The following is a 12,931-nucleotide window of genomic DNA, read 5'->3' as shown; positions in this document are numbered from 1 at the left end:
TTTTCTCCCCTGCCTGACCCAATTTTCCCGTGGGGGTGCTCTAACCTGAAACCTGCCGCCGTCCCGTGATTCACGCACGGTATGCTGCCCGGACTGATACAGGGGTGAACCACGGGGTGTTCTGCCCAGGTGAACCAGAGATAGAACACCCTCTGATTTCCACTGGGGAAGACTAATTCAGTAAGTATCCCAGTGACCTTTACCCGTTCTCGGAACTGGGATGTAGATCTTCGGAGCCTGCAACTCTTCCGAGTCCTCGAACAGGAAAGCACTCCATTTGTCTCTGATTGGATCAGTCAGCGCAATATTTGGGTCCGCTGCAAGCCAATGACTCCCTGAGTCCTCACCGGCTTCAACTATAATCAAATACGAACCCTGCTCCGGAAGCACCACTTTCGCAGAATCTGTGTCATGTTCCTCGTAGATTTTCTCGCCGTCAGGATTCATCGAAACGTCTTCTGAGTCCCAGTATATCTCGATCTTGTCGACAGATCTTTCAGGTATTCCCGTCCGTTCTCCAGCTGCCCGAAGCAGATTAGGGATACCGCGAAACCGATTGCCGCGCATCAAATCCTGTTTACCCATCTCCTCCCCAAGCTCCACAAAAACCTCATCTTGGCCGTGGAAAGGCACGATCTCGAACTCCTGGCCCTCTTTCTCACCGGACAAATCCGTGTATCCGTCGTTGTTAGAGGCGATCAAAGGAATTGCCAGCGGCAGCTCCGGTGGCGGACCATCATCCTCTGAAAGCTGTTGGAACCGATATCGGTAATCGTCGTAGCCGTAAATCCGGAACTCTCCCTCATCGACAAGGACCTCGACAACAAGCCGATCACCTTTCCCTAGTTCGTTGAACGGCGGTGACCCGTGTTCACCGGAGAAAGCGGCAGGACACTGTATGAACAGCTCCGGAGAACATCCAGACTGCCGTCTAACAGTCATTTGGTTCCGAGGAGCCTCCCCACTGTGTCCTTGGATGTACCGGATGGATTTGCCCTGGACCTCTTCTTCGACCAGTTCCAGTACAACCGTGTCCCCTTGGTCGATTTCCAGTAACTCGATTTCATCAGGCAGTGGCAAGGGGTAGTATTCACCGCCGGATCGTTTCTCAGGTTCCCGGACTTCTACACGGGTTGGAGAGACTCGTTTCTGTTTCATATAGGAAATCTGTCTTTATTCCTTAGCTGGCTCCTGACAGCGATTATCACCGTCTCGGCGATAAAGTTTCGCTACAAGACAGATAGACACTGCTCCATTAACCTATAGGTACAGTTAACCAAAAAGTTAACCGACGAAGCCACGTAGCAACCGACAATCCGAGAGGTGGATCAACCCGTGCCCAACGACCGAAGAAAATTGACGCAACTGCTCGACAACGTCGACAACAACAGACCGTCCAGCCACAGGCGAACCAACCGCGAAACCAACGAACCCAGCACGATGAAGGACTATACCCGGAAAATCAGGAAAGGCGAATACCAGTACATCACCGAGGACATCGACAACCGCTTCTCCACCACCCAGCCAAACTGGACGAAATACGTCGCTGTCCTACACAAGCTCGTAGCCGACGAAGTCGACTACCACAGAAGCGGGAGTTCGGTGCCTCTGGCGTCGGAGATGCTGGACCGTCTAAGCGGCGACTGTGAAGATCAGACCGTTCTCCTCTCCAACCTGTTCGTAGCAGCTGGGTTCGACGTCAGGATCATCCTCGTTGAACACATGGGCGACAAGAATTGCCATCTGCTCCCCCAGGTCCGGATCCCCGAAGACACTGACACAGGAACAGACCGGCTCCGGGAAGCATACGACGAATTGTTTGGCTGGCGACCTGGCAAGATGGCATGGACACGGATCAACGGAGATCCGTACCTTATCGCGGATGCAGAGTGGAGCAGTTACGTCGGGGATCGCTCCAGTTTGACCGGTGACTACATCAAGGAGACCAGCAGCGGCTGGAGCTGGCACAACATCATGGAAAAGTGGATGGTGGATTCCAAGACCAGCCATAGCCAGGGCTTCTCCGTCCAGAAAAAGAAGACGGCGAGTTCAAAGTCATCTTCGAGCCGTAGGCGGAAGAAGGGGTTCTTCGACCAGCTGGATGAGGTTGCTGACGCGATAGCCGAAAGTATGTGAAACCATGGTGAACCCAGAACACCCTGAAACCCGTGACGACCTGGAGGTCGACGGCGTCATCGACGCTCTGCGGCAGCTGATGGACGCCGGGAAGAACCTAGTCCGAGCGGTCGGAGAACGATACCTCCTGCTGACCGGCGACGGACCCGAACTCGTCGACTTCGACGGGTTGCCGGAAGAGGAGAAAGAGGAGCGGAAGTTCAGTCACCGGAAGAGAAAATTGGCGCGTGGGGACGACGTGTCGAAGCTTGCCCGACAGTCCTCGTACAAAGGCCAGTCACCGGAGAAGATCGCAAACAGGTCCTCAGACAATCCCTACATCTTCTCCGACGTCCTCAACGACCCGGGTCTGGTCGACGCCAGCGGAGAGACTGAGGCCGTTGCCAAGATTGCGGAGCAGAACCCTGGCTGGGCGAAAATGAGTGACGCTGTGGAAGCCCACGGCTTAGAGGCCGACGCTGACGGGAACGTCTCTCCTGCCGGCGACAGTGGAGACGGTAACGGTGCTTCAGGTAGTTCTGCGGCTGAAGCAGCTTCCGACGCCGCAGCGTACAGCGGTGACGTCTCTACGGCAGATGCCGGTGATCTCGGACCTACCGGTCCCTCCGGCTACGGCATGGACGGCGGCAGCTCCGGTGGAGATGCAGGAGGCTCCGGCGGGTCTGGCAGCGGAGGAAGCAGCGGCGGTGCCGGTGACGGCGGCATCGGCGGAAGCGCAGGAGGTGATGCTCTGTGAGCTCGAACCTCGAAGACCTGGCCGACGAGTTCGGCGTCGACCTCGACATAGATCTGGAGCCAGTCGAACCAGACCTGGAAGCCAGCGACGGCTCCCGTCTCGACATGGAGACGAAGGAAGCGACCGTCGTCAAACCGTTCAAACCCGGCGACGGCTTCGTAAAAGACGAGACGCACAACTTCGTCCTGGAAGACGGCAGCCAGTTCTCCGTCACAGTCCAGAAACGCCCGGAATGCCCGTCATGCCAGCACGTACTTGCTGAAGCTGACGAACCCAACCAGCTCTCAGGAACGTGCTCCGTCTGCGGAACGGAGACGTGTCACCGCTGCCAGTCACGGTGTGATGCCTGCGGCACGCTGCTCTGCCCCAGTTGTACGACCGGCCACGGATTGAAGGACGGCACGTACTGCGGGGACTGCCTCGTCGACGTCGATGAAGACGTGGAGTTCGATCGGGGGATCGAGAAGCGGGAGCTCCGGCACAGCGAGGAAATGGATGAACTGGAGTACGAGTTGAAGGAGGAGAAGCAGGAGAAGAAGCTGCAGCTCCAGGAGGCGAAGCAGCAACGCGACCAGATCCGGCAGGACTGGAAGGTAGTAATCCAGCTGCTGGATACGCTGCAAAGCAGTGACGACAGCGACGAAGACAACGACCAGGACGGGTTCTTCGGCGGCGAGGGCTTGCTGGATGAAGGCAGCACCTTCAGCGACAGCAGCGGCTCGGTCAGCGGCCCTGACTGGTTGGAAGAGACAGAGAACGAGATTGACGACCAACTCAAGGAGTGACTCGGAACTATGGGACTTGAAGAAATCGACATCGACCTCGAAGACCTGATCAGCGACGATGACACGGACAGCGACGTCAACGAAGTAGACGTTTCGGACATGTCGAAGAAGGACGTGGCAAAGAAAGCCATCAAGGAAGGCCAGTTCCTTCTCGATGAGGACCGGGCGGCGATCAAGTGCCCGTGCTCGAAACACGCTATGCTGGGCGACCAGGTCGTCCACTATGCGTGTGTCCTGTTCAAGCGGCCTGACCCGGAGGACGGCAAGCAGAAACCGGTGTGCAGCGGTCCGATTAAAGGCATCAAGGAGTGGAGTAGCGGGAAGAGGACGTGGAAGCCTGGTGGCGTTCCTCGGGATGGCTGTCCATACAGTCCCCGCCGGTTCCAGAGAGACGACCTGTGAAAAGCCATGGAACTTGTTAAAATCGGCAGTACAGAGGTCGAACCCTGCACCGAGTTTTTCTGGGATACGGACAACCAGGCCACGGTAGAGGTCACGCACCTGGTAGAGGACCGGTTCCTGGTCCGGGCATCGAAGACGTACCGCTTGGTGAAGCAGGACGAGGAAGGCCAGGAGATGTGGGACCGCAACCTCGGCAAACTCAACAAGTACCTCGCCAACACGTTCCCCAGCTTCTCCCTCAGCGTCGACTACTGCGACACGACCTCGGTCCAAGTCCTCGACGAGCACGACGAAGTAGCTGAACTCCTGGCAGAGGCCGGACGTCTGCAGCGACAGGCACAGGAGCTTCGGGACCGGCAGGAGTCGGTCTCGGTCGCGGTCAGGAACTCTGTAAGTAGTTTGGAAGCGGTGATGCAGCAGAACAGGACGAGGTCCGAGGAGAGCTTCAGCAGGCCGAGAGCCGGCTTCAGCAGATCCTGGAGACGCTGGAGGAGAAGAAACAGGCCGTGGAGCAGTGGCGGGCTAACGGTGTCTCACTGGCCTACCTGTTCCAGTTCTCCACCGATCCCGAAGTCATCCCGGAAGACCGGGTCGGTGAGGCAGCGGAGAGGCACGTCGACGAAGTCTTCGACCTGCATCGGAGGAAGGTGAAGCAAGTCCTGCAGGGTCCGAAGTTCAAGTTGCACGTCGAGGAACTCGAGGAGCCACGAGTCTTCAACCGGTTAGAGCATACCGGCTTGTTGAACCCGGATGGCTTCGAGCAACTATTGGATCAGGTCGACGACGACCTCGGGGAGTCGTTGAAGGATCTTCGCCGGAGTTCTGCCGAGCAGTACATGGCGGTTGCGTTGCGGGACGTCGAGGTCGGGGAGTCCACGGTTGAACGGTCGAAGGCGACTCCGGCACGCGCGGTCAGCTCCGTGCTTCAAGGATTGAAAGCCGAGACCGTGGCGTACGCAGAAGAGGTTCCGAACACAGGGCCGATGATCGGCACCCTGACCGGGACTAACCAGGTCGTCGGATTCGATCCGGCAGAGCTGCCGCACTACTACATCACCGGAGAAACTGGTTCTGGAAAGAGCTACCTGAAGCGGGTTCTCCTGGAAAATATCGCGTCACTCGGTTACGACGTCCTCTCGATCTCGCCATCAGACACTGAGGAAGTCGGTGTTTCCCTGCCGAACCCGGATCACGACGAAGGCGTAGGACTTGCAGCTGACCAGTACTGGATCGGCGGCGACCAGCTGCTCGACAAGCCGGACGACATCCACGAATTGTTCTCCGGGGTGAACGCAGCCACGCTGAAAGACCTGGACGACGATGAGAAGCAAGAGTTCGTCAACAAGGTGTTCACCGAGCTCGCCAAGATCGACCGACGAGATACCCCCTTGTTCGTCTTCCTGGAAGAGGCACACAATTTCACAAAAGGAGCTGCCGCCGACGCCATCCAAGACCTGGTACGCGAAGCCCGGAAGTTCGGAGTCCACGTCGTCATCGTCTCCCAGAGCCCGATGGACTTCAACCGGAACCACAAGCACGTCCGGGAAAACACGGTGTCCGTGTTCCTTCACGGCGAGTACTTCGACTACGCCTCCAAGTTCCTCGACGACGGAAGAGAGATCCAGGACCTGGCTACCGGCGAGGCAATCATCCAGTCCCGAGACTATCCGAAGCTCCGCGTCGAAGTCCGTCAAGCATTCACCCTGCCAACCGCGCCGACACAGAACCAGATCGACCGGTTACAGGACCGATTTACCGCCTCCACACCAGATCTCAAAGAAGTCGATACAGTCGAAGAAAACTCCGAGCCAGAAACAGAGGACCAGGGCAGCGATTTGTCCAGTGACGAGCAGCAGTTACTGGAGTTCATCCGCCGGTACATAGAGGAAAACGACGAGAGACCATCCAAGTCGAAATGCTACCGGGAAGATGACGCACCGTTTGGATCCAGTAAGACCCAGCGCGTCCTCGACCAACTACTGGAGACAAACATTCTGCAGAAAGAGACTGTGGAGCGTTACGGGAATGAGAGCCAGGTCTACAGCCCGGTTTAACCGAACAGAGCCGCTCCTATCTTCTTCAATCCCTGTACGACGTAGAACGCGGTGACGAGAAACAGGACAAAGAAAACCAGTAGCCAGAAAGCCTGGTGCTGCTGGAAAACCTCAATCACTGTTCCTTCAACCTCCGTAGAGAAGGATGCTCCATAGACCATCGAAGAACCCGAGAATCGACTCGATGATTGACTTCTTCCTCACGTTGACCTGGACTGATTCAGAGACAGATGTGAAGCCGTCGCTGACCGAAACCGTGACAGTTCTCTCACCGGTAGAATTGAACCGGTAAATTGCATATCTCCCGGATTCGCCGTTGCTCCAAGATATACTGAGGTCGTCGTTATCCGGGTTCACCAAGTTGACAGTGTAGTTGACTGATTTTCCGACTGTAATGTTTCGAGGACCCTCAATAGAATCAACGACGACTTCCTCGTTCGGACAACCGTTCTTCGACTTCAATCCTGGTGTGTTCGGACATTGATCCTGGATTACGCCGTCTCCATCTTTGTCGACCTCGAAATCTACGGCGATACTGGCGTGATGCCAGTCCAGTGGATCGCCGCCGTACTCGAGGAACTCTCCGTCCACGTTCAACCCTGATTCGATTAGTTCACTGGCGTTGAAGGCGCAGAAGACATCGCCTTCAGTGACTTTGATTGCTTCAGCTGAAACAGTGGCACGGCTCATCATCTTGCTCGTATGAACATCGTCGGAATCCATGTCCTCGTAGTCCTCCTGATATTCTGCCCAAGTCACTTCGCCGGACGGACTACGGTACTTGACATTCCCTCCATCACTCGGGGCAAGGTCAGCTGTTAATTCACAGGTAGAGCCTTTCCTCAAACCCGAGAGCACTGCAGGAGAGCTGTCGACTTCATCAATCCCGATATCGCTTATCCTGTCCTCAGTCTCCGTCCTGAAACCATTGTAGTAGAGAAGAGGGACGTACGGCGTCATCAATTCGCCTTTGTAGTCCACGTCATCGACTTTGACCCAGAACACCTGCGTAGGATCGTTTATCTTGGAGTCGTCAAGCCAGTTGGTGGTAGAAGCAGAGCAACCAGAAATATCGTATTCCTGGTTGACCGGGCACTCATCGAATACCAGAGGAGTAGATCCGACTACGCTTCCTTGAGTGTAGAATACAGAGAGTCCGGCGAGAACCAGTAGAACAATGAGAAATCCGCCTCCTGCGGACAGGTACTTGTGATCGCTTAGAAAATCCAGTATCCTCCGGTGGACCATAACACGCATTGTGGAAAACCTACTTATAAAAATGACACAGAGAAAACAGGAGTTAGCAGGTGAATCTCTATTCCAAGAGGCGACACACTCAGATTTGACGACTCCTACGAACTTGAAAAACTCATAGAAGACGAAATACCCGAAGTAGAACGCCAGAAAGTCTTCGGACACCACGAAGACCTCGATGAATGGCAAGAAGCATCCTACCGAGACAGTCTCTGGACCGACGACGGCCGACTAACAGGCATCGTCTCCAGCAACGAAGACTTCTACAACGTAATCCAGTACGGCGACATACTCGACGCCGTCAGAACCGGGATCGAACAAAGGGAGGAAGATATCGAACCCAGCGGCAGAGTCAACCTATCCCCGACCGTTCACAAGATGAGCGCCCGGATTGGGCTCGACCAGACTGTAGAGCCACAGCCCGGCGACGTAATCGAAACAGATCTCCGAGTACGGTCCGGTCACAGTGGTTTCCACGGCGTCAAGTACGAGAACGGGGCGATGCGGCAGGTCTGCAGCAACGGTATGATGGCGTTCGTAGCTGATCAGACCTACGAACAGACTCACGAGGAGGAGTTCCAACCAGGACTGGCAATACACGCAGTAGATTCTGCGATCGAGGGAATCGATGAAGTCGAAAATAGGCTCGAACAGGCACAGGACCGGACCCTGATGAACCAGGATGAAGCCCTGCTGGTTCTGCAAGACACCGGGATAGATCGTTACCTGGAGAACCCGACACCGGACCTGATTACTGCTGTCCAGGAGGAAGTCGACGACCCAGAGAATCCGTCCCTGTACGAGACCTACAACGCAGCAACCTACGCTCTAACACATCTCGCAGAAGACGACATCCCGCAGTACCAGCTGGATACAGGATTTGAGCAGGCAGCTGGAATCCTGGAATACGGAGAAGGCATACCCCATCCAGACATCCTCGGAGAAAACGCAGTACGTAGCCGTGCCAACGAACTGATCGAGGATCCTGACGCCGAGGAGTACTGGGAAGGAGAACGCGAAACCGTCCGAGAACTCATGCAGGAATACGAGATCGAGGCGTAGGGTGATCTCATAGATTTCAGACGCTTCAGAACCATTTACTGAGGAACTGGAAATCGAGCAGGAAATCCAAGAACTGGAGCAGGAGAAAATCGAGACCGAGGAATACGTCGAGTTCAGGAAACCACACTGGCTATTCCTCGACGCTTCCCGAGACGGTGAGATGAAGTACGGCCTGTTCAACTACGCTCCTCTCGCTCACTACGATCTCCGGATAGAGGAACTGGAAGATGAACTTGGAGATCTCGAAGAAACCGATCTGATGACTGACGGAGGCCGACCGCGGAAATACTTCTGGGCTTGGAGAGACGAGAACGGGAACTATATCTCCGACAAGATGGTGAACGGCGATTCCGCCGACATCGCCCACGACTCCATGGAAGAAGCCGAGAGGATGATGGAGAACCTCATGGAGAGCAATCCCGAAGAACAGGACCGATACGAAAGCGCCGGCCTGTACAAGATCAAACTCGACGCAAAGGAGATGGAAGGGGTCGAAGTCAAAACAGAGCAGTCTGGCCTTGATCAATTCGCTCCTGACGGAGGATACACTCTACCCGAGGGGTACAGCCACGACATGACCGAACTCGCGGAGTCAGCCGACCAGATAGAATGGTGATCCTGGAATTGGGGAAGACCACACCGACGAGTTCGGCCGCACCCTCGAAGAACAGCTGATCGATGACATAGTTTGGAACGACTGGATCGACCGCGACCAATACAATATCCACGAGAGGTACATCTGCGACCACGAATACCTCGACAACCACGAAGACGTCCCATTCGGCCTCTACATCAGCGACCACTACGGCCCACAATACAGGATAGAAGAGCCTTACAACCCGATCTGGCACAAAGAGACAGCCATAGAGATACTGGAAGACGAAGGCTACGACGCGCTTGTCGATCGGTTCTCAGAAGATTATCTGGACTCGAGTTCGTCGACACTGTGATTCTCAAAGAACTTCTCCACTGCCTTCTTCTGACTGTCCCAAGCCTTGCTGCATATCGGGCAGATGTGCTTCTTCTTAATCGCCTTCAATACCTTGCCGTAGTCGCCTCGATCGAAACCCTGCTCCACACTGCAGCTTGTTGAACTTATATTGATAAATCTCCCTGCGAGAATCCACTCTATCCCGGCAGCTGATTCTCGATGAAAGACCTCTCAACACTTGAGCAGCAATTGGAAAGACTTGGGATCCAGGATCATCCGAAGGCAAAGCAACTGCTGCAGAAAGCCACAGTAGCAGAGAATCCCCGGGTCAAGAAAGCGGTCAAGCAGAGGCTTCACGTATTCATCCAGAGCTACCAGGAATACCCGTTCAACGGCGAGACACCCAACGTCTCCTACACTGACCGCCCCGTGATCCTTGGAGAGACAGTGGGTGAAGGACGTACGTACGCCATCAAGGAAGACGAACTCACCCGGCACCTGCTCACAGTAGGAGCCACGGGAACCGGGAAAACCACGAACCACTACAACATCCTCGACCAGATCTCCACCCCCTGCTGGATCTTCGACCGGAAAAGAGACTACCGCCACCTCATCCACGAAACCACGGACGTCCTCGTAATCCCCTGGAACAAACTCAGGTTCAACCCATTGCAGCCACCGGAAAACGTCGGACTGCTGCGGTGGGCAATGGTATTCAGCGAGATCTACAGCCACGCAGGAGACCTACTCTCAGGGTCAAAGAACTACATCCTCAGCCATGTCACCGAACTCTACAAAGAATACGACCTATTCAGAGACAGATCCCCGCCGTACCCAAGTCTCCACGACCTGGAAGCCCTCATCAAATCAGACAAGGTCAACTTCGTACGAAAAGAGTCGAACTACCGCGACACCGTCCTCAACAGGTTGGAGCCGATGACCACGGTAACCGGACCGATCTTCGACTGCAGCCAAGGATACAGCCTTCCCGAACTCATGAAGCGGAACGTGGTCGTCTTTGAGTTCGGCGGCTTGAACCGTGATATCCAGAACTTCATCCAGGAAATCCTGTTCGCCTGGCTCTACGAATACATGTTCCAAAACGGGTCTCGGAACGGCCAGCTCCAGCTACTCCTGATCTGGGACGAGGCGAAGCAAGCGTTCAGTTACAAGAAAGAACAATCAGACGCAGCTGGCATCCCGGAGATTGACGACCTGACTGCGCGGGCACGAGAGTTCGGACTCGGGATCATGGCCGCTGACCAGGAAGCCACCAAGCTCACTGACTCACTGAAGGCCAACACTGGGACCAAGATGCTGCTCCCGATGAAAGACTGGAAGCAGTTCAAATCGATAGCGGAGTCGATGAAGCTGACCGAGATCCAGAAACGGTACATCCAGAACCTGGACGTCGGTCAAGCCGTGGTCCAGCACGGCAACCGGAAACCAGTGCCCGTCGACCTCAACTACTATGACGTCGAAAAAGAGGTCAGTGACAACGACCTGAAGAAGCACCAATCCGAGAAATGGAAGAGCCTGGACTACACGTTGAGCCAAGGCAAGGATTTCAGCAATTCCAGTAGCAGCTCCGGCGACTCCAGCCTCGCAGAATACATCTAAGAATCCGTTTCCCCGTTGAAGACCTGGACAATGCTGACGCCATTTTCCTGCAGTTTCGGGTGGGGCTGCACATCCCGGAGCTCCCGAATCCTATCCAAACCCTGGTCAAAACCAGTTTTCTCCAAGATAGCATGAACAGCAGCCGCAACGGTGACTGAACGACTCTGACCTGCAGCACAGTGAACGAAAACCGTCTGCCCACGCTCCAACTTCTTCACGATAAGATCAACCGCCTTGGCAACCTCCTCCAACTCGTTCTCCTCACTGTCCGGCATCCGCATATCCACGACCTCGACATGGTCCGGATACTCTGGAACAGGGTTAATGCCACAAAGCTTCACCACCGCGTCGATCTCGTTCTCCCGATAGTACTCGTGGTCAGCCGCGTCGTAGATATCTCCGAAAAACAGGTTGTCTCGAACCCGGTCCATCACTCCCTCCTCTTCTCCAGGTCCTTCGATCGCATCCCGTACTTCTTCCGTAGGACGTACTCGAACACGTTCTCCATGTCGAACTCGAATGTATGGCCGCACTCCCGGCACGGAACACGGGCAGTCATCTCATCCGATGCCTCAGCTGACTCCAGGATCTTCTCCGCCAACTCCGCCTCAGATAACTCGCTCACGTCATCACTCATGGCTTTGCTTCAATCCCACTCGGTTTCTCCTGCTTCTATCTCCGGGGTCTCGGACTCGACGAAGATATCCACGTCCATGTCCTCCATCTCGAGTTCAGCAGCATCCTTCTCGATGTCGCTGAAGTCGATGTGCACGTCTTCAGCTTCAGTCCGGTCGATACCTTCCTTGAACTCTTCCACCTTCATCCTCCGCCGACGAAGAAGGGAACGATGCTCCTCCGCCATCTGCTCAACCGCTGCGTTGTCGACGTCGGAGAACGCGACCTTGTAGGTGTCCCCACCAAGGATACGGATCTGGCCGTCCTTCCGCAGTGCGTTCTTCAACGCCGACAGCTCCATCCACAGCAGTTTGTACAGCTGTTCCTTGTCCTTGGCAGCTTTCTTCGCCTGTTTTGCCTTCGTCTTCGCCTCCAGCTCGTCGATACCTTCGTCGCTGTCACGGGCTGTTTCCAACCGGTCCTGGTAGGTCCGCCAGTGGTTCCGGATCTGGGTTTTCAGTTTTTTCAGGTCGTGTTTACGGTGCCTGATGTCTTCTTTGACTGTTTCTCGTTCGTACTGGGTGTCCAGCATTTCCGAGTCCCAGTGGGCGTCGAAGAAGTCGGATTCTTCATCCTTCAGGCGTTTCCATTTCTCCACTTCGTTCTCGCCGTGCCGCTTCTCGTGGGACAGGCCGAGGGCGTGGCCAATTTTTTCGAGCATGGCTTTTCCAGTCGCCTCTAACCCGGTTATTTACTCCACGATACAATAAGCGTTTTGGCGTAGTTAACTATCTACTCAACCACTCTCAGAGCCCTACTTTATAAATAGGAGTCGTGGATAGTTTCGAGGCAGTGAGCGAACGCGACAAGGCTACCTGGGAGGACTTAGCTGAAGTCTACAAATCCCTCGGCAACGAGGCACGGTTAGCTGTTATTCTACAACTTGACGAAGGCGAGTCTGTCTCCCAGCTCACCGACGAACTCGGGATGACACGGTCCGGCCTCCAGAAAAACATTGAACGGTTGATCGACGCCGGACTCGTCTACCGGCCTACCGACTCCGATCAAACCTACGAACTGACTGTCCTGGGGGAGTTCTTCGTCAACGAAGTCCGCGAGGAGAAGCAGCACGTGGACCAGGTTCTTGAAGACTTCCAGGACCGACTGGCCGAACTGGAAGAGGAAGAAGAGGAAACCTTGCAGCGGATGGAAGATGCCGGCGTGGACACCAAAGAACTGGAGAACAAGCTCCGAGCAGAAGCCTGGGAAGAACTCCAAGATCAGAGGTAGCTGTCGTCCACTGCGTCGTGGGAGCCACCGAGAACAGAGTCACAAC

Annotated in this window: 16 protein-coding genes; 10 read left to right on the top strand and 6 right to left on the bottom strand. The window is 55.2% G+C overall.

Going from position 1 to position 12,931, the window contains the following annotated elements; all coding sequences use genetic code 11:
- Window positions 1–177 precede the first annotated feature (177 nt).
- Window positions 178–1,158, bottom strand: coding sequence for a hypothetical protein (locus RJT50_RS03625; protein ID WP_313694167.1), 981 nt, complete (start codon window positions 1,156–1,158; stop codon window positions 178–180).
- A gap of 177 nt (window positions 1,159–1,335) precedes the next feature.
- Here RJT50_RS03625 and RJT50_RS03620 point away from each other — a divergent pair, with 177 nt between their 5' ends.
- The 6 genes from RJT50_RS03620 (at window position 1,336) to RJT50_RS03595 (ending at window position 6,113) form a co-directional block, all read left to right on the top strand.
- Window positions 1,336–2,136, top strand: a complete 801-nt coding sequence (locus tag RJT50_RS03620; protein ID WP_313694166.1) for a hypothetical protein — start codon at window positions 1,336–1,338, stop codon at window positions 2,134–2,136.
- A gap of 4 nt (window positions 2,137–2,140) precedes the next feature.
- The gene (locus tag RJT50_RS03615) at window positions 2,141–2,872 is read left to right on the top strand and encodes a hypothetical protein (protein ID WP_313694163.1); all 732 of its coding nucleotides are present in this window, start codon (window positions 2,141–2,143) and stop codon (window positions 2,870–2,872) included.
- On the top strand, window positions 2,869–3,657 hold the full coding sequence (locus RJT50_RS03610; RefSeq protein ID WP_313694160.1) for a hypothetical protein: 789 nt from the start codon (window positions 2,869–2,871) through the stop codon (window positions 3,655–3,657). The genes RJT50_RS03615 and RJT50_RS03610 overlap by 4 nt, the downstream gene beginning before the upstream one ends.
- A 9-nt stretch (window positions 3,658–3,666) precedes the next feature.
- Entirely contained in the window at window positions 3,667–4,059 is a 393-nt protein-coding gene (locus RJT50_RS03605; protein WP_313694158.1) for a hypothetical protein, read from the top strand.
- Between the two features lie 6 nt (window positions 4,060–4,065).
- Entirely contained in the window at window positions 4,066–4,710 is a 645-nt protein-coding gene (locus RJT50_RS03600) for a hypothetical protein (RefSeq protein ID WP_313694157.1), read from the top strand.
- Between the two features lie 185 nt (window positions 4,711–4,895).
- Window positions 4,896–6,113, top strand: a complete 1,218-nt coding sequence (locus tag RJT50_RS03595) for a helicase HerA domain-containing protein (RefSeq protein ID WP_313695916.1) — start codon at window positions 4,896–4,898, stop codon at window positions 6,111–6,113.
- A 126-nt stretch (window positions 6,114–6,239) separates the two neighbouring features.
- On the opposite strand, the gene RJT50_RS03590 is transcribed toward RJT50_RS03595, so the two are convergent.
- The gene (locus RJT50_RS03590) at window positions 6,240–7,535 is read right to left on the bottom strand and encodes a hypothetical protein (protein WP_313694154.1); all 1,296 of its coding nucleotides are present in this window, start codon (window positions 7,533–7,535) and stop codon (window positions 6,240–6,242) included.
- Here RJT50_RS03590 and RJT50_RS03585 point away from each other — a divergent pair.
- Complete coding sequence (locus RJT50_RS03585) at window positions 7,425–8,429, top strand: DUF932 domain-containing protein (RefSeq protein ID WP_313695914.1); 1,005 nt, start codon at window positions 7,425–7,427, stop codon at window positions 8,427–8,429. The genes RJT50_RS03590 and RJT50_RS03585 overlap by 111 nt on opposite strands.
- A gap of 160 nt (window positions 8,430–8,589) precedes the next feature.
- Entirely contained in the window at window positions 8,590–9,045 is a 456-nt protein-coding gene (locus tag RJT50_RS03580; protein ID WP_313694151.1) for a hypothetical protein, read from the top strand.
- A 303-nt stretch (window positions 9,046–9,348) separates the two neighbouring features.
- Here RJT50_RS03580 and RJT50_RS03575 read toward each other — a convergent pair whose 3' ends face one another.
- Complete coding sequence (locus RJT50_RS03575) at window positions 9,349–9,507, bottom strand: hypothetical protein (protein ID WP_313694150.1); 159 nt, start codon at window positions 9,505–9,507, stop codon at window positions 9,349–9,351.
- A gap of 72 nt (window positions 9,508–9,579) precedes the next feature.
- Between RJT50_RS03575 and RJT50_RS03570 the strand changes: the two genes are divergently transcribed.
- A complete protein-coding gene (locus RJT50_RS03570) occupies window positions 9,580–10,980 on the top strand; it encodes an ATP-binding protein (RefSeq protein ID WP_313694148.1) in 1,401 nt (466 codons plus the stop codon).
- Here RJT50_RS03570 and RJT50_RS03565 read toward each other — a convergent pair.
- Genes RJT50_RS03565 through RJT50_RS03555 form a run of 3 tightly spaced genes read right to left on the bottom strand, consistent with a single transcriptional unit; the run spans window position 10,977 to window position 12,316 of the window.
- The gene (locus tag RJT50_RS03565; RefSeq protein ID WP_313694147.1) at window positions 10,977–11,411 is read right to left on the bottom strand and encodes a dual specificity protein phosphatase family protein; all 435 of its coding nucleotides are present in this window, start codon (window positions 11,409–11,411) and stop codon (window positions 10,977–10,979) included. The two genes, RJT50_RS03570 and RJT50_RS03565, sit on opposite strands and share 4 nt — an antisense overlap.
- Window positions 11,411–11,617, bottom strand: a complete 207-nt coding sequence (locus tag RJT50_RS03560; RefSeq protein WP_313694146.1) for a hypothetical protein — start codon at window positions 11,615–11,617, stop codon at window positions 11,411–11,413. Before RJT50_RS03560 ends, RJT50_RS03565 begins: the two co-directional genes overlap by 1 nt.
- Window positions 11,618–11,626: 9 nt before the next feature.
- Window positions 11,627–12,316: a hypothetical protein gene (locus RJT50_RS03555; RefSeq protein WP_313694144.1), complete on the bottom strand. Its 690-nt coding sequence runs from the start codon at window positions 12,314–12,316 to the stop codon at window positions 11,627–11,629.
- Between the two features lie 131 nt (window positions 12,317–12,447).
- Between RJT50_RS03555 and RJT50_RS03550 the strand changes: the two genes are divergently transcribed.
- Window positions 12,448–12,885 carry an ArsR/SmtB family transcription factor gene (locus RJT50_RS03550; RefSeq protein ID WP_313694143.1) on the top strand — a complete coding sequence of 146 codons (438 nt, stop codon included), beginning with the start codon at window positions 12,448–12,450 and terminating at the stop codon, window positions 12,883–12,885.
- Window positions 12,886–12,931: the final 46 nt, after the last annotated feature.

Origin of the sequence: Halobaculum sp. XH14, assembly GCF_032116555.1 — an archaeon.
GTDB classification, from domain to species: Archaea; Halobacteriota; Halobacteria; order Halobacteriales; family Haloferacaceae; genus Halorarum; species Halorarum halobium.
The sequence above is the reverse complement of the archived record's forward strand: the minus strand, read 5'-3'. Positions and strand labels throughout refer to the sequence as shown.